Origin of the sequence: Haemophilus haemolyticus (genome assembly GCF_001008205.1) — a bacterium.
Classification (GTDB): Bacteria; Pseudomonadota; Gammaproteobacteria; order Enterobacterales; family Pasteurellaceae; genus Haemophilus; species Haemophilus haemolyticus_Q.
In genome coordinates this window covers 61199-76578 of the sequence record NZ_LCTK01000029.1, presented here as the reverse complement: position 1 = coordinate 76578, position 15380 = coordinate 61199, and the positions used below count along the sequence as shown (strand labels likewise).

Annotated in this window: 17 protein-coding genes and 4 pseudogenes; 2 read left to right on the top strand and 19 right to left on the bottom strand. The window is 38.1% G+C overall.

Annotation, left to right across the window (positions count from 1 at the left end; all coding sequences use genetic code 11):
• The 5 genes and pseudogenes from AAX18_RS06270 to AAX18_RS08745 all read right to left on the bottom strand — a co-directional run.
• Positions 1-223, bottom strand: a 223-nt coding sequence (locus tag AAX18_RS06270) for a helix-turn-helix domain-containing protein (protein WP_046953312.1), incomplete at its 3' end; no start/stop codon positions are given.
• Between the two features lie 109 nt (positions 224-332).
• Positions 333-2285 (bottom strand): site-specific recombinase, encoded by a 1953-nt coding sequence (locus AAX18_RS06265; RefSeq protein WP_046953311.1) that lies wholly within the window; start codon positions 2283-2285, stop codon positions 333-335.
• 76 nt (positions 2286-2361) lie between these two features.
• Positions 2362-2505: pseudogene (locus AAX18_RS08755) on the bottom strand (PP2C family protein-serine/threonine phosphatase); the annotation flags it as partial.
• Positions 2505-2657: pseudogene (locus AAX18_RS08750) on the bottom strand (NAD-dependent deacetylase); the annotation flags it as partial. The pseudogenes AAX18_RS08750 and AAX18_RS08755, both read right to left, overlap by 1 nt.
• Before the next feature lie 4 nt (positions 2658-2661).
• Positions 2662-2778: pseudogene (locus AAX18_RS08745) on the bottom strand (DNA translocase FtsK); the annotation flags it as partial.
• Positions 2779-2995: 217 nt separating this feature from the next.
• Between AAX18_RS08745 and rhuM the strand changes: the two are divergent.
• Positions 2996-3997, top strand: a complete 1002-nt coding sequence (rhuM, locus tag AAX18_RS06260) for a RhuM family protein (RefSeq protein WP_046953310.1) — start codon at positions 2996-2998, stop codon at positions 3995-3997.
• Between the two features lie 30 nt (positions 3998-4027).
• Here rhuM and AAX18_RS06255 read toward each other — a convergent pair whose 3' ends face one another.
• The 8 genes and pseudogenes from AAX18_RS06255 to AAX18_RS06220 all read right to left on the bottom strand — a co-directional run bounded on the left by AAX18_RS06255 (position 4028) and on the right by AAX18_RS06220 (position 11046).
• Positions 4028-4759 (bottom strand): SIR2 family NAD-dependent protein deacylase, encoded by a 732-nt coding sequence (locus tag AAX18_RS06255; protein ID WP_046953309.1) that lies wholly within the window; start codon positions 4757-4759, stop codon positions 4028-4030.
• 3 nt (positions 4760-4762) lie between these two features.
• On the bottom strand, positions 4763-5653 hold the full coding sequence (locus AAX18_RS06250; RefSeq protein WP_046953308.1) for a 5' nucleotidase, NT5C type: 891 nt from the start codon (positions 5651-5653) through the stop codon (positions 4763-4765).
• 82 nt (positions 5654-5735) lie between these two features.
• Positions 5736-5915 (bottom strand): annotated as a pseudogene (locus tag AAX18_RS06245) (WYL domain-containing protein); the annotation flags it as partial.
• A gap of 65 nt (positions 5916-5980) precedes the next feature.
• Positions 5981-6466 (bottom strand): NlpC/P60 family protein, encoded by a 486-nt coding sequence (locus AAX18_RS06240; RefSeq protein ID WP_046953306.1) that lies wholly within the window; start codon positions 6464-6466, stop codon positions 5981-5983.
• Between the two features lie 52 nt (positions 6467-6518).
• On the bottom strand, positions 6519-6809 hold the full coding sequence (locus AAX18_RS06235) for an integration host factor subunit alpha (protein ID WP_005628676.1): 291 nt from the start codon (positions 6807-6809) through the stop codon (positions 6519-6521).
• A gap of 1 nt (position 6810) precedes the next feature.
• On the bottom strand, positions 6811-9198 hold the full coding sequence (gene pheT, locus AAX18_RS06230) for a phenylalanine--tRNA ligase subunit beta (RefSeq protein ID WP_005628674.1): 2388 nt from the start codon (positions 9196-9198) through the stop codon (positions 6811-6813).
• 33 nt (positions 9199-9231) lie between these two features.
• Positions 9232-10221 (bottom strand): phenylalanine--tRNA ligase subunit alpha, encoded by a 990-nt coding sequence (pheS, locus tag AAX18_RS06225; RefSeq protein WP_046953305.1) that lies wholly within the window; start codon positions 10219-10221, stop codon positions 9232-9234.
• A gap of 147 nt (positions 10222-10368) precedes the next feature.
• Positions 10369-11046, bottom strand: a complete 678-nt coding sequence (locus tag AAX18_RS06220) for a hypothetical protein (RefSeq protein ID WP_230599555.1) — start codon at positions 11044-11046, stop codon at positions 10369-10371.
• 48 nt (positions 11047-11094) lie between these two features.
• Here AAX18_RS06220 and yfaE point away from each other — a divergent pair, with 48 nt between their 5' ends.
• Complete coding sequence (gene yfaE / locus AAX18_RS06215) at positions 11095-11343, top strand: class I ribonucleotide reductase maintenance protein YfaE (protein WP_044232385.1); 249 nt, start codon at positions 11095-11097, stop codon at positions 11341-11343.
• Here yfaE and dapB read toward each other — a convergent pair.
• The 6 genes from dapB to ribH all read right to left on the bottom strand — a co-directional run bounded on the left by dapB (position 11338) and on the right by ribH (position 15247).
• The gene (dapB, locus tag AAX18_RS06210; RefSeq protein WP_046953303.1) at positions 11338-12150 is read right to left on the bottom strand and encodes a 4-hydroxy-tetrahydrodipicolinate reductase; all 813 of its coding nucleotides are present in this window, start codon (positions 12148-12150) and stop codon (positions 11338-11340) included. The genes yfaE and dapB overlap by 6 nt on opposite strands.
• 16 nt (positions 12151-12166) lie before the next feature.
• On the bottom strand, positions 12167-12796 hold the full coding sequence (locus AAX18_RS06205) for a LysE family transporter (protein ID WP_046953302.1): 630 nt from the start codon (positions 12794-12796) through the stop codon (positions 12167-12169).
• Positions 12796-13287 (bottom strand): phosphatidylglycerophosphatase A family protein, encoded by a 492-nt coding sequence (locus AAX18_RS06200; protein ID WP_046953301.1) that lies wholly within the window; start codon positions 13285-13287, stop codon positions 12796-12798. Before AAX18_RS06200 ends, AAX18_RS06205 begins: the two co-directional genes overlap by 1 nt.
• A complete protein-coding gene (thiL, locus tag AAX18_RS06195; protein WP_046953300.1) occupies positions 13284-14270 on the bottom strand; it encodes a thiamine-phosphate kinase in 987 nt (328 codons plus the stop codon). Before thiL ends, AAX18_RS06200 begins: the two co-directional genes overlap by 4 nt.
• Before the next feature lie 65 nt (positions 14271-14335).
• Positions 14336-14770 carry a transcription antitermination factor NusB gene (gene nusB / locus AAX18_RS06190; protein ID WP_005628659.1) on the bottom strand — a complete coding sequence of 145 codons (435 nt, stop codon included), beginning with the start codon at positions 14768-14770 and terminating at the stop codon, positions 14336-14338.
• A 3-nt stretch (positions 14771-14773) separates the two neighbouring features.
• Complete coding sequence (ribH, locus tag AAX18_RS06185) at positions 14774-15247, bottom strand: 6,7-dimethyl-8-ribityllumazine synthase (RefSeq protein ID WP_005628657.1); 474 nt, start codon at positions 15245-15247, stop codon at positions 14774-14776.
• Between the last annotated feature and the right edge of the window lie 133 nt (positions 15248-15380).

Genomic DNA, 15380 nt, shown 5'->3' with positions numbered 1-15380 from the left:
TTTCAATGTCTTTCTTTTTCATCTTTGGCTTCACTATTTTCGGTGTTTGAAGGTTTGTATAAGGCGATTTTACGCCATCAAGCCCTCTTTCCCGAAATGCTTTTAGCCAATAAATGACGAGAGCGTGGGAAATTTTATGAAGTTTAGCCACCTCACGGATACCATAATCCTGTTCGGTGACGAGTTTGATAATTTTCAAACGAAATTGATAAGGGTAGGACATAATCTGCACCTCAAATTAGGTGTCCAGGTTTTGGGGTGCAGATCAAAATGCGGTCAATTTTCAAAGCGTTTTAAAATCTCTTAAAATTTGACCGCACTTAAGACGATTATTAATCTAATTGAACGGGAAGAAATAAGCTCAATGGTCGTTTTTTCACAATTTGGCAAACTTCATGCCAAATTGGCCACCAGCTCTCAATTTCCGCATTCAAAGAACGCAGTGCAACCCAAAGAGTTAATGAAAAACTGACAATTAAATTCACTAAACCAATCAACAATACAAAACCAATGCATTGTAAAAGCAATGAATAGGTGAATTGTCCGCTCACAGCAATATAGCCTACATTCGCAGATGAAAATGCCACATGACGAATATCTAACGGAAGGTGCGTTAAGTAACCTACGACACCCGTAATACCAAGCAGCATACCAAAGCAAAGATTACCGATAAGCGAGCCATAATTCTCATGCATATAATTAGCAAATTTAACGCGAGATTTCTCAGACATTAATTTTTTCAATAACGGATGTTGCGTTAAACGCATACGCATATTCAAATAATTGCTGCGGTTATCAAAATAACCCGAAATAATCCCTGAACAGAATAACCATACACCCGCAATGGCTGCAAACCATAAGGTTCCCGCAAAAGGATCAATGCTATGCAACTGATAAGCGATTTGCTCGGCGTTCATCAACGGCTCACCTGTTTTATATTGGTAACCAAACGCAATCAATGCAGCTAAGCCCATCGCAATGAGCACATTGCCTAGCACCGCAATACTTTGAGAGCGAAATACATCCACTAATAATTGGGCTAATTTCATATTGACGCTTTTACCTTGAGGCGTTTTCTCAACAGCCTCAGCAAAACGGGCTGCCGTCATGGCTGGCTGTTTCGTCGCTACCGTAAAATGCAACATAAAGATCACCATGAAACCTAAGCCGTAATTTAAGCCTTCAGCAATCCCTTTCCAGACTTTGTCATCAATAATGCTACCTAGATAGATTTTAAATAGCGCCATCAGTGCAATCAATACACCACCACCTGCGGCAGAATAAAACATTGCCCAGTACTCTTTTTTATCTCGAGTAATGTAATGCTCGCCGTGATCACCCGCATTTTGGGTAATGCTACGTGAAATTAATCTTGAGCTTTGTTTCCATAATCGGGTGATGCTATGTTTTTCTGCTGCTGCGCGGGCAAAACAGCCAGTTAATAACAATATTCGGCGTGGTAAATAGCGATTTGAGACAAAAATCGCCATCAAGGTTTCTAATCGTTCTAAGGTCTGAGAAAGACGCTCCAATAAATAAGCCGTATTTAAAGAAGAACCCACCACTGCTCCACGTTTTTGCAAACGCTCAACCAATTTTTTACATTGGCTAAACATTACCTGTAAATGGCTATCATCAAAAACGGTTGATTGGCGGCGAGCCTGTAACCAATTCACCACTTCATGGTGCAATGCGACAAAAGGGGAATCTGCATTCAACAGAGAGGGCTCCATTCGCATCAGCTCAGGATCCATATCTTCAGCCGCAATCCAAATTGAAAGCATCTCTATGGCAAATAGCCCTTCACTTTCAATATGATTTTTTAAACGTTCACGATCTTTTTGTTCTGTATAACGGGTTAAAACGCCAAATACGCCTCGCCATGTTTTTAAAGGAACGGCATCAATCCAGCGCGCATCATTTTTATCGCTAAACAATAAATAAAAAATATCACGTAAATCATTAATATCTTTAAAAGAGGGGTTAAAACGCTCATAAATACGCGTTTTCATTTCTTGCCCAAAACCGCCACGCGTAAGAATACCACTGCTAATAAACAACGGGTAAAGACGTAAACCACATAACCAACCACATAATAATTTCGAAACAGAACAACCTAATTCTTTATCGTTCTTTAAGATAAACTTAAATAGATGTAAGGTTGGAGAAATTTTTTCTGTAGGGCTACTACGTAATAATTGACACAGCCCTTCCACAAGACCAAAGGCATCATTTTCCTCGACTTTATTACGCAAAAATTGCGGTAAAGTATCTGGTTTTATCATGCTTTCCTCCTGTAATCGTTTATATTCAAAGGGTAAATATTATACAGATCTGTTAGGGAAAATAAAAATGAAAGGAAAAGTGCGGTCGGTTTTCAAGGCGTTTTTCAGCCGTTTTGAGTTTATATTGAAACACCGCCTCGCCATTAAAAAGGGCATCTTGGTTGTGTCGCTTGTTGTTGCCAATTTGTTGGCAGAAGGTAATTTCGCAAAAATTTTCCATTACTCAACCGCTTGTTGAGAAGGGTTTAGAAGGCAATCAATCGCTTTTAGTGCATCTAATGCTTTCATTTCTAGACTTTAAAAGTGCATTTTCGGCACACCTGCATCTTGCGGGTTAATACGAATAAATCCGCCTTTTTTTGCTTTCGCCGTACTTAAAACCCAACATAAATCTGCGTTGAATCACCGAGCTAGATGCAACTTTTTGTTGTTTCACAAATTTTTTTACATCCTCAAAAAGTGGATCTCTTGCCATAATTACTTTCATTGCCATTATTTGCTCCTTTTATTGATTAAAGGCTTGATAGATATGTAAGAAGTAAAAAATCTCCCTTTATGGAAAAATTATATGAAAGGAAGCGACAACTTGTGTCGTTTGTGAATATTGAAAGCGGTTATTTTTAGAAGATTTTTTGCAAATAAGATGATCTGTATTGCAATATGCATATTTATCTGGTTATATATACATGTAAGTTATTAAGGAAAATAATATGAATAACCAAAACCCGATTGAAATTTACCAAGCTCAAGATGGCACAACTCAAGTGGAAGTGAGATTTGAAAATGACACCGTTTGGCTTTCTCAGGCGCAGATGGCAAATATTTTTGATACTAGCTCAGATAACATAAGCCTACACTTAAAAAATATTTTTAATGAAGCAGAACTTGATGAAAATTTAACTACCGAGGATTTCTCGGTAGTTCGACAAGAAGGGAAAAGACAAGTTACTCGTAAGGTTAAACATTATAATTTGGATGCTATAATTTCTGTAGGCTATCGAGTGAAGTCTAAATCTGCAACAAATTTTAGAATTTGGGCAACTGCACGTTTAAAAGAATATCTGACTCAAGGCTATACTATTAACCAAAAACGTTTACAACAAAATGCTCACGAATTAGAACAAGCACTTGCGCTTATTCAAAAAACGGCAAATTCATCGGAATTAACGCTAGAAAGTGGTCGTGGATTAGTGGATATTGTCAGCCGTTATACGCATACGTTTTTATGGCTACAACAATATGATGAAGGTTTACTTACCGAACCACAAACACAGCAAGGCGGTACATTACCGACTTATATTGAGGCCTGTTCTGCACTAGCAGAGTTAAAATCACAGCTGATGGCAAAAGGTGAAGCAAGCGATCTCTTTGGACGTGAACGAGATAACGGCTTATCTGCAATTCTAGGCAATTTAGATCAAAGTGTATTTGGTGAACCTGCTTATCCAAGCATTGAAGCAAAAGCGGCACATTTGCTTTATTTTGTCGTCAAGAATCATCCTTTTTCAGATGGTAATAAACGTAGCGGTGCATTTTTATTTGTGGATTTCTTACATAGAAATGGGCGTTTGTTTGATCATAATGGGCATCCAGTTATCAATGATACGGGGCTTGCAGCACTCACTTTATTAGTTGCAGAATCTGATCCGAAACAAAAAGAAACGCTTATTAGACTTATTATGCATATGCTTAAACATAAGCAAGATAAATAATGATAAATAGCGACCGAAGTTGCTATTTGTTTAAAAAGTGCGGTCAGTTTTCCATGATTTTTTAATTTTCTCCAATAACTCGGCGACCACTTTAGGAACGCCCTCACCCGCTTTTTCTTTTATTGCAATCACTTTCTTACGAACAAAGCCTGTATTGGGATTAGGATCGATCAAATAGATAAGTGAACCGTATGGAGCTAGATTTACCAATCCATTAGCTGGATAAACTTGTAATGAAGTGCCAATAACAATCACAATATCTGCCTTTTTCACTAACTTTTCTGCTTTAGGAAACATGGGTACATTTTCCCCAAAAAAGACTATATGTGGACGCATTGGATGACCGTGATTATCCTTATCCTCTAACAGTTGATCACCCAAACATGGAACAATGTAGTCGGTATTAAAACTACTGCGCGCTTTATTCAATTCACCGTGTAAATGGAGTACGTTAGTACTTCCCGCTCGCTCATGTAAATCATCCACATTTTGAGTGATTATATGAACTTCATAAAACGCTTCCAATTCAACCAAAGCTAAGTGTGCGGCATTAGGCTCTGCAACTTGAGCATTACGACGTCGTTCATTATAAAACTCCAATACTTTTGCACGGTTTTTCTTTAAGGCTTCTGGCGTACACACTTCTTCTATTTTATGTCCTGCCCACAAGCCATCTTCCGCTCTAAAAGTAGGAATACCACTTTCGGCACTAATTCCAGCTCCCGTTAATACCACGCAAATTGGTTTATTTTTCTCTGTCATTTTTCACGCTCCTTTTTGTTCTAAAATTTCATCAATCTGTCTATCTCTAGCCATCATGCCAAAAATATTCCTTGCTTTATAAAGCGGTTGATAAGTATAGCTTTCAATATGCAAGAAAGGCTTCTCTGAAAGGCGTTGGAAATATTGTTTTAGCTGTGATTTTGAGCGTAATAACACGTCATATTCGGCTTGTATATGAGCACACATTGCTTCAATACGCATTTTAAATTCATCACTGAGATAAGGGCTGATAATTAAATAGACCGTTTTGTGTTCGGTTGTTGTTTCATCCGTATAAACACATGCCAAATTAAACACTTGCCATTTATAGCGTTCTGTAAAAACACCAATGATTCGGCTTTGTTCCTCATTTTCAACTTGCACAAGTGAGGCTGATTTTTTTAAACAATCTTGCAAAATGTCACTTGGTGTAAAAGGCCCGCAATCTAAGTAAGAGAGTACACAGTTCCAGTTAGCAAATTGTTCCGTACCAAAATGTAAGTATTTGCCTTCGAATTTATCCGCCCCATTTTTAGTGCGATCATCAATTAAATAATCGCCTTGGTTCAGGTTTTTATGGTGAGATAAAATTAACCGTTTGTATAATGCCGAGCCTTTTTCTTCACCGAAATAATGCTGAATCCATTTTACTTTATCGCTCCAAGCCGAAGGATTATGCCAAGGTGCGGTAGAAAGTGCGTAAATATGGTATTTCTTCATCAATTTATGAACGGCAGAAATCGCGTTTGGCATAGGGTCCATTAAGCTAAAAATGCCCTCGACTTCATCATATCTACCTTCATACTCTTGCTTGGTTTTCTCATCTAATTTTGCAATACCAGACGGGAAATCAACCATCACATTATCCATATCAATATAAACAATTTTCTTCATTTTAATGCCCTCTCTGTTGATGGCTTAATGATAAAATATGAAGCGACAATTTATGTCGTTATACTATTTCTTCTAAATATACACGCTCAATTTCAAACTGTTGAGACAAGCTTTCTAGCTGGCGTTGGATTGAACGAATATCACGTTGAACGCCAATATCAGCAAGTTTTTGTAAGATTTCTTCTGCAGTAATAAAACGTGTTTTTGGAATAAGGCGTAAAATTTCAAGTTGAATTTGAAGTGCGGTTAAGTTTGAGGGCATTTTTATCTCCCAAATTTGAAAAAAATCATTATAAAAAATGCTGGAAAATTCCAGCATTATACTTTTTAAATCCGTCTGACTTGCCAGAAGGCTTTCGACCAATAAGGGTTATTCATTGAAGAATAGACAACTCCCCCTCTGGTGGAAGCATGAAGGAATTTGTCTTCTTTTACATAAATTCCCACATGATAGCCATTAGGGCCACGACCAGTTTTAAAGAAAATTAAATCACCCGTTTGAATATCTTCTTTGCGTATATGTTTACCATAATTGGCTTGTTCAGTTGTACTTCTTGGCAAACGAAGATTAAAACGCTCGAAGAAAGTTTTCTGCACAAAACCGGAACAATCTACGCCACGACGTGAAACACCACCGAGCACATAAGGTGTACCCGCCCATTCATGTTGTTGTTCGCTCAACATGGCTATGGCCATAATAGGATCGCCGATTTGACCTTTATAGTTCATCGCATAATCATCGTTTTGAAAACTAGAACAAGCGAATAAAAACAGCGAGGCAGTAGCGATTAAAAATGATTTATATATTTTCATACCTTTTCATATGAAAAGTGCGGTAGAAATTCACCGCACTTTTTGTTGCTTACTATTTAGTTTTTTCTACACGAGCACGTAACTTTTGCCCTGGTTTAAATGTCACCACTCGGCGAGCAGAAACTGGCACAACATCACCAGTTTTCGGGTTACGACCTGGGCGAGATGACTTATCACGTAGTTCAAAATTACCAAATCCTGATAATTTCACATCATGACCAGATTCTAGCGATGAACGAATCTCTTCTAAAAAGTTCTCCACCACATTTTTCGTATCGTGTTTAGATAACTGATATTTATCACTTAAATATTCAATAATATCAATTTTGGTTATCGTAGCCATATTAATCCCTTAATTCAGCATTAAAGCGTTGTTTTACCTCCGCTAATACTGCTGAAATCACTGCATTAATTTCTTCATCTTCAAGTGTTTTTTCATTATCTTGGACAGTTAAGCTAATAGCTAAACTTTTATAGCCTTCAGCGACGCCCACACCTTGATATACATCGAACAAGTTCACTTGCACCAATTTTTCGCCGCCTGCTTGTTTACAGGCTGCAATTAATTCCCCTGCTGGTACGCTATCTGCTACAACTAAAGCTAAATCACGACGGTTTGCTGGGAATTTAGAAATTTCTTTTGCTTGCACCACATTACGTGCCGCAATTGTATTCCAAAGAATTTCAAATACAAAAGTTTTGCCATTTAAGCCAAGTTTTTGGCTAATAGATGGGTGAATTGCACCAATAAAACCAATTTCTTGACCATCTAATTCAATAGAAGCAGATTGGCCAGGGTGTAATGCATCAAATTGTTTTGCAACAAAACGAACTCTATTACCACCTTCTGTTAAAGAAAGTACTGATTCTAAATCGCCTTTAAGATCAAAGAAATCAACAGACTCTGCTTTGCCTGCCCAATGTTCAGGTTTTGCCGTTCCAGTAATTACCGCACTTAAAACAAATTCTTGACGCACGCCAAATTCAGCATTGGCATCTGGCACAAAACGCAATCCAGTTTCAAATAAACGAACGCGAGATTGTTGGCGATTTTGGTTATACAGCACAGCACCTAATAAACCACTAATCAAAGACACGCGCATTGCTGACATTTCCACAGAAATAGGATTTGGCAATACAAGTGCTTCTTGATGTGGATGTAATAAACTTTGAATTTTTGGATCCACAAAGCTATAAGTAATGGCTTCTTGATAATCAGCATCCACAAGTGCGGTCTTAATTCGAGCTAAATCTAAATCAGACTCTTTGTGCTCACGCATGCGGAGATGCGCTAGTGGCGCATTGTTTGGAATGCTGTTATAACCATAAATACGCGCCACTTCCTCAATTAAATCTTCTTCGATTTCAATATCAAAACGCCAGCTTGCAGAAGTTACCGTCCAAATATCATTAGCATAAGTAACATCGAAACCAAGACGGTGGAAAATTTCTGTTACGCTTTCTGTGTCAATATGATGACCTAAAAGTGCATCTAATTTACTACGGCGAAGTTGAACGGTATTGACTTTAGGAAGATGAGTTTCACTGCTTGCTTCACAAATCTCACCCGCTTCACCACCACAGATTTCAAGCAATAATGCGGTTGCTCGTTCCATTGCTTTACGGGCTAATTCAAAATCCACACCACGTTCAAAACGGTGTGATGCATCAGTATGTAAACCATATTGTCTTGCACGGCCTGCAATAGCTAATGGAGCGAAAAATGCGGATTCTAAAATCACATCTTTCGTTTCGCTATTCACGCCACTCGCTGCACCACCAAAGATCCCTGCCATTGCTAAAGGCCCATTTTGGTCGGCAATTAATAAAGTATTTGATTGAAGTTTTGACGTTGAACCATCTAATAATACTAATTCTTCACCTTCTTTTGCGAAGCGAACTTGAACAGGTTGTGCAACTTTGGCCGCATCAAACGCGTGCATTGGTTGACCAAGCTCAAGCAAAATGTAGTTAGTAATATCAACAATAGGATCAATAGAACGAATACCACAACGACGCAATTTTTCTTGCATCCACATTGGTGATTGTGCTTTTACATTGACGTTCTTTATCACACGTAATAAATAACGCGGGCACGCTTCTGGCGTTTGTAAATCAATTTGAACTTTATCAGAAATTGTTGCTGGCACCACTTCAAAGTGCGGTTGATTTACAGGATGTTTATTTACCACACCAATTTCACGCGCAATACCCGCAATGCTCAAACAATCCGCACGGTTTGGCGTTAAGCTAATTTCAATAGCATTGTCATCTAGACCTAAATATTCACGCAAATCTGTACCGATTGGAGCATCAAGTGGCAGTTCAATAATGCCATCAGCTTCAACATCAATACCTAATTCAGAAAATGAACAAAGCATTCCTTCTGATGGTTGACCGCGTAATTTCGTTTTCTTAATTTTGAAATCGCCAGGTAATACCGCACCTTCTGTTGCGCAAGCCACTTTTAAGCCTTGACGACAATTTGGTGCGCCACACACAATATCCAATAAACGATCACCGCCTACGTTCACTTTAGTTACACGTAATTTATCCGCATCTGGATGTTGTGCACATTCTACCACTTCACCCACAACGACACCATTAAATGTACCCGCAACGGCTTCTACCCCATCCACTTCTAAGCCAAGCATGGTAATTTGCTCGCATAATTGCTCGGTTGAAACGGATGGATTCCCCCATTCTCTTACCCACTGTTCACTAAATTTCATTTGTTGTTATCCTTTTAATTCAAATCCGAGAAATTACTTAAATTGTTTTAAGAAACGTAAGTCGTTTTCAAAGAACGAACGTAAATCTGTTACGTTATAACGTAACATTGTTAAACGCTCAACGCCCATACCCACTGCAAAACCAGAATATTCATTTGGATCAATACCAACGTTACGCAACACATTTGGGTGCACCATACCGCAGCCCAACACTTCTAACCATTTACCGTTTTTACCCATCACATCCACTTCGGCTGAAGGTTCGGTGAATGGGAAATAAGATGGACGGAAACACACTTGTAAATCCTCTTCAAAGAAAGCACGTAAGAAATCGTGCAATAAGCCTTTCAATTCTGTGAAATTTGCTTTTTTATCCACATAAAGCAATTCAATTTGGTGGAACATTGGTGTGTGCGTTTGATCGTAGTCATTACGATATACACGTCCCGGAGCCATAATGCGAATTGGTGGCTGCATTTTTTCCATAGTACGAATTTGCACGCCAGAAGTTTGAGTGCGAAGTAATAATTCTGGATTAAACCAGAAAGTATCGTGATCCGCACGTGCTGGGTGATGTTTAGGAATATTTAACGCATCAAAGTTATAATAATCACTTTCAATTTCAGGGCCATTTTCAACTGAAAAGCCAAGTTCTGAGAAAAATTTTGTTACACGATTAATCGTCATGGTAACTGGGTGTAAGCCACCGGTTTCAACTTTGCGACCTGGTAAACTGACATCTATACGTTCTTTTTCTAATTTTGCGTTAAGTTCAGCCTGTTCCCACTCCGTTTTTTTTGCATTTAAAGATTCTAACGCAGCTTGTTTTGCTTCGTTAATTTTTGCGCCCATCGCAGGACGTTCTTCTGCTGACACATTACGCAATTCTTGCATTAATTGAGTAAAATGCCCTTTCTTACCAAAATATTCGACCCGGATTTCATCCAAAGCCGTTAAACTTTGATCCTGAATGGATTCAATCGCTAATTTTGCTTTCTCAACAAGCTCGTTCAGATGTTGCATAGTTTCCCCTGCTTCTCTTTTCTCTATAAAATAAAAACCGAGTAATGATAATACCAAGTACTTAAAAAGTAAAAGAATAATACGAAAAATCATTGGTTTATCAAAAATAAAAATGGAATAACGTTATCGCTATTCCATTTTTTCTTATTACCAACAAAATCGTTCATTCACAAAATTTTCTGACCGCTCTTTTTGCCATTTTTCTTTATTGTTTGGATTAGCAAAAAAATGTGCTTGTTCCTGTAAACGTTGAACTAATTTTTCTTCTGCTTCTTTTAATGCTTTTCTACGATCTGCAAATTTTGCGGACAATGCTGGTAAGAACATCACTTCATAAGGGTGCGAAATTATCCATTTCACCGCATTTTCGGCAGCAAGACTTTGTTTATCAAAATTGCAAAACGCATAAGCATTAACAAACTGTCCTACAACATGGCTGAACCCTGTATTATCTTGCACCGTTTGTTTTGGTAAATCCAACACATAAAGTGCGGTGATCAAGCGATTTTGCCCACGATAAAACCAAGTAACAGCTTCATCTCTTAAGCCAAAATCGTACGCCCGCGCGGCTAAGGTAAACATCGTCATGGGTGAAATACGAGACGGGTTTTCTTCTACAAATTTCACCGCACTTTTATAACCTTTTATCGTATTTTCACGTAGCATCGGATCAATTTCTTTATGTACAAATACATTTTCTGCTTTTCCATTTTTAGCAGAATAATAAGGTTTGATATAAACATTCACTGTCTTCACTGGTTCTTTGCTAATAGAACTACAAGCAGTAATAAAAAGTGCGGTTATAAAACACAGTATTTTTAACATTTGGATTTTCCTTATATAATGCCCAGCAAATTTCACTGCATTGTTATTATGAAAATTCATCTAATCTACAGTAAAACCACATTAGAATTCAATAATGAAACAAGTTTACTCGATCATCTCGAGAAAAATAATATTCATCATGAATATCAATGCCGTAGTGGCTATTGTGGTTCTTGTCGTGTGAAGATCAAAAAAGGCAAGGTATCATATAAAGATACGCCCCTTGCCTTTATTCAACCTGATGAGATTTTATTATGCTGCTGTCACGTAGAAAGTGACATTGAAATTGATTTATAAATTATTTAAATCTAATACATCCGTCATATCAAATAAGCCATTCGCCTTATTTTCTAACCATTTACCAGCACGCACTGCGCCATTAGCGAAAGTCATACGACTTGATGCTTTATGGGAAATTTCTACACGCTCACCAATATCTGCAAACCAAACCGTGTGTTCCCCCACCACATCCGAAGCACGAATAGTAGAAAAACCAATTTCATCGCGTTTACGTTCGCCAGTGATTCCTTCACGGCAGAAGACTCCGTGAGTTTTTAAATCCCGACCTAAGGTTTTTGCGATATGTTCGCCCATAGAAAGTGCGGTGCCAGATGGCGCATCGACTTTATGACGGTGATGTGCTTCGATCACTTCAATATCGCAATAACCCCCCATCACTTTTGCTGCTTTTTCTAAAAGCTTGAAGACTAAATTCACGCCGACACTGAAATTTGATGCAAACACAATAGCAATTTTATCTGAAGCTGCTTTAATCGCCGCTTTACCATTTTCATCAAAACCAGTTGTACCGATCACCATTTTTTTATTATTCGCTACACAAAATGCAATATGTTCAAGGGTCCCTTCTGGTCGAGTAAAATCGATTAATAAATCGAATTTATCTTTTTGGCTTTCAAGATCGTCTGAAACTGTTACACCAAGTTGACCAATTCCCGCCAATTCTCCCGCATCCGTCCCGACTAAAGATGATCCTTTGCGTTCAAAAGCAGCACCTAGTTCTACACCTTCCGCAGAATGAACCGCTTGAATTAATTGACGTCCCATTCTTCCACCAGCACCAGCAATTGCAATTTTTAATGTCATGTTACTTCCTTTTTTATTAATGAATTATTTCGTTGATGCCGTTATAAACAAGCACACAACCAAAAAATAAAAATACAATACCTGCCATATTATCAATATAACGGCTGTATTGACTGTATAAACGCTTGGCAATATTACGTGAAAAAATCAATGAAATCACATAAAAATAACAAAATGTTTCAACCACAATTACCATAAAAGCCAAGATAATTTGCCACATTTCAGTGATATTTACTAAGACAAGCGACATCACGCTACTAAAATACACCACAACCTTTGCATTAGATAAGTTCACTAAAAGCCCTTTCAAAATTTCTTTTTTGATTGTGGTTTGCTGATTAAATTCAGTATCAGAGTGCGGTTCAAATTGAGCGTGTTTTTTGCTGCGAGCCATTAAAAAACCGAGATATGCTAGGTAACTACCGCCTAGCAACATAATCACGCCATGTAATGCAGGAATAGTAACGAATAACACCGCCAATCCCAACATAGAAAGCATCCCCCAAAAGGCGATGCCAAGCGTTATGCCTAAAATGCCACAAACTGTATTACGACGAGAGTTACTTGCCGCCATCCTACTTACATAGAAGAAATCAGGCCCTGGGGTCATTAATCCAAATAAATGCACAATGATTAAATTTAGCATCACGACATCCAATACTGAATAGCAAATACGACAATCACCGCATAAATTGCCGCTAAAACATCATCGACCATAATGCCAAAGCCACTTTCTAGTCTTTCGTCAAAATAACGAATTGGGAACGGTTTTAAAATATCAAAAAAGCGGAATAACGTAAAAGCAGTCACAATCCATTGCCAAGATAATGACGGTATCGCCGCTAATACAATAAATACGCCGACAAATTCATCCCAGACGATAGAACCATGATCGTGTACGCCCATATTTGCTGTGGTTTTTTGGCAAAGGTAGCAACCGAGCAGAAAACAAAGTGCGGTGAAAATTAAAAAGATTTTTACGCCTAGTAAAGAAAGTAAAATCACGCCTAAAATTGTTCCAGCTAAGCTCCCCCAAGTACCGGGAGCAGGATGAATTAAGCCCGATCCAAAACCAACGGCAAGCAAATGAATAGGATTTAAAAGAGAGATTTTTTTAAGAGGATTATTTTCTGTCATTTTGATTCCTTAAAATGATCGAAACCACTTGAAAAAGTTATATTCACAGGTTTTCCATCCCGTAAAAAACGAGGAGAAAAGTCGCCGCACTTTTCATTAATTTCACCAATACAAGTACAAGGCTCGTTCATTTTTTTCAAGCGTAATTCTAATTCATCTTTATATTCGGGCGGTATGGTAAAACAAAGTTCATAATCTTCTCCACCACTTAAGGCAAATTGTTCCGCTTGAGTGCGATCATATTTATTTAAAATCGATGATGAAAGAGGTAAAGCTGTAAGTTCAACTTCTGCGCCACATTGACTTCGCTCAAGGATATGCCCTAAATCAGAGATTAACCCATCGGAAAGATCAATGGCAGCATGGGCAATATCAATTAACGCCCGCCCAAGTTCAATTCTAGGTGTGGGTCTAAGATGTCGTTGTTGCAAAAAAACATCGTCAGAATCAACCGCACTTTTGCCCGATAAAATTTGTGTTAAACCCGCCGCGCTATCGCCTAAGGTGCCTGAAACATAAATTAAATCGCCGATTTGTGCTTTATGCCGACAAATTCCTTTGTCTTTTTCGACAAAGCCTTGTGCCGTAATCGTAATAGACAAATTACCTTTTGTAGTATCACCACCAATTAATGTGACGTTGTATTGTTTTAACGTGTGCAATAAACTTTGACTAAATGTTGAAATCCAATTTTCATCAACCTTTGGCAAAGTTAATGCCAGAGAAACCCATCTTGGCTGTGCCCCCATTGCAGCAAGATCACTTAAATTTGTTGCAACGGCCTTATAAGCTAAATCTTCAGGTGAAATGGTTGGTAAAAAATGCGTATTTTCCACCATTGTATCCGTCGTAATGGCAAGCTGATAATTCTCTGGCACGGAAACCAGCGCACAATCGTCGCCAATAGATAATTGAACGGAATCATCAACTAATATTTGTTGCTGAAAATATTGTTTAATTAAATCAAATTCACCCATTGCCATTTTCACCTATCTTATAAAAGAAAAGGCACGCGTTAAAAACGCGCGCCATTTTCAGTTTAAAAGGATTATTTACGTCCTAATGCTGGTGCGATTTTATCAAGTACGCCATTGATATATTTATGGCTTTCGTCTGCACCGAATACTTTTGCCACTTCAATCGCTTCATTGATAACCACTTTATATGGCACATCTAACTCAAAGCGCAATTCATAAACGGCTAAACGTAAAATTGCAGTTTCAATAGGATCAAGCTCATCAAAAGCACGGTCAATATAAGGCGAAATAGAAAAATCAACGGTTTCAATATTTTCTACTGTTTGACGAAATAATTTACGGAAGTAAGGTTTATCTACGCCATCCATATCTTGATCTAACACAAAGGCTAATTCAACTTGTTCTGCAGTATTGCCCGATACAGCCCAAGAATACAAGGCTTGAACAGTACATTCACGCGCACGACGACGAGCAGAAGGCTTTTTAACTTGTTTTTGTTCTGTCATGATTTATGCCGCATCAATTTGTTGAATAAGATTAACCATTTCAAGTGCGGTTAAGGCTGCTTCTGCACCTTTATTACCTGCTTTAGTACCAGCACGTTCAATCGCCTGCTCAATATTTTCTGTGGTTAATACACCAAAAGCGACTGGGATTTCAGCATCCATTGCAACCTTTCCTAAACCGCTGCTTGCTTCCCCTGCTACATATTCAAAATGCGCAGTACCACCACGGATAACTGTACCTAAAGCTACAATCGCATCAAATTTTTTACTTTCAGCTAAACGACGAGCAACTAATGGCAACTCATACGCACCCGGAGCACGCACGATAGTGATATTTTCATCTTTCACTTGGCCGATACGTTTTAATGCATCAATTGCACCTTCTAATAAACTTTCATTAATAAAACTGTTAAAACGAGCAATTGCTACTGCAACTTTTGCATTAGGTGCTGCGACTGAGCCTTCTAAAACTTTCATATTTTTTCCTATTATTAGCCATAATGATTTTGGCCCGAGATTCTAGCATAAAATCGCGTATATTCAATATTAATAAGGCTTTACCCTATTTTATTTAGGGCTCATTTTTAAGACTATTTTATTGTTCATAGCC

What these genes read in the sequence shown, in the direction of transcription:
- AAX18_RS06265 (WP_046953311.1), bottom strand. Translation starts at nt 2,285, where the DNA reads ATGATAAAACCAGATACTTTACCGCAATTTTTGCGTAATAAAGTCGAG.
- rhuM (WP_046953310.1), top strand. Translation starts at nt 2,996, where the DNA reads ATGAATAACCAAAACCCGATTGAAATTTACCAAGCTCAAGATGGCACA.
- AAX18_RS06255 (WP_046953309.1), bottom strand. Translation starts at nt 4,759, where the DNA reads ATGACAGAGAAAAATAAACCAATTTGCGTGGTATTAACGGGAGCTGGA.
- AAX18_RS06250 (WP_046953308.1), bottom strand. Translation starts at nt 5,653, where the DNA reads ATGAAGAAAATTGTTTATATTGATATGGATAATGTGATGGTTGATTTC.
- AAX18_RS06240 (WP_046953306.1), bottom strand. Translation starts at nt 6,466, where the DNA reads ATGAAAATATATAAATCATTTTTAATCGCTACTGCCTCGCTGTTTTTA.
- AAX18_RS06235 (WP_005628676.1), bottom strand. Translation starts at nt 6,809, where the DNA reads ATGGCTACGATAACCAAAATTGATATTATTGAATATTTAAGTGATAAA.
- pheT (WP_005628674.1), bottom strand. Translation starts at nt 9,198, where the DNA reads ATGAAATTTAGTGAACAGTGGGTAAGAGAATGGGGGAATCCATCCGTT.
- pheS (WP_046953305.1), bottom strand. Translation starts at nt 10,221, where the DNA reads ATGCAACATCTGAACGAGCTTGTTGAGAAAGCAAAATTAGCGATTGAA.
- AAX18_RS06220 (WP_230599555.1), bottom strand. Translation starts at nt 11,046, where the DNA reads ATGTTAAAAATACTGTGTTTTATAACCGCACTTTTTATTACTGCTTGT.
- yfaE (WP_044232385.1), top strand. Translation starts at nt 11,095, where the DNA reads ATGAAAATTCATCTAATCTACAGTAAAACCACATTAGAATTCAATAAT.
- dapB (WP_046953303.1), bottom strand. Translation starts at nt 12,150, where the DNA reads ATGACATTAAAAATTGCAATTGCTGGTGCTGGTGGAAGAATGGGACGT.
- AAX18_RS06205 (WP_046953302.1), bottom strand. Translation starts at nt 12,796, where the DNA reads ATGCTAAATTTAATCATTGTGCATTTATTTGGATTAATGACCCCAGGG.
- AAX18_RS06200 (WP_046953301.1), bottom strand. Translation starts at nt 13,287, where the DNA reads ATGACAGAAAATAATCCTCTTAAAAAAATCTCTCTTTTAAATCCTATT.
- thiL (WP_046953300.1), bottom strand. Translation starts at nt 14,270, where the DNA reads ATGGCAATGGGTGAATTTGATTTAATTAAACAATATTTTCAGCAACAA.
- nusB (WP_005628659.1), bottom strand. Translation starts at nt 14,770, where the DNA reads ATGACAGAACAAAAACAAGTTAAAAAGCCTTCTGCTCGTCGTCGTGCG.
- ribH (WP_005628657.1), bottom strand. Translation starts at nt 15,247, where the DNA reads ATGAAAGTTTTAGAAGGCTCAGTCGCAGCACCTAATGCAAAAGTTGCA.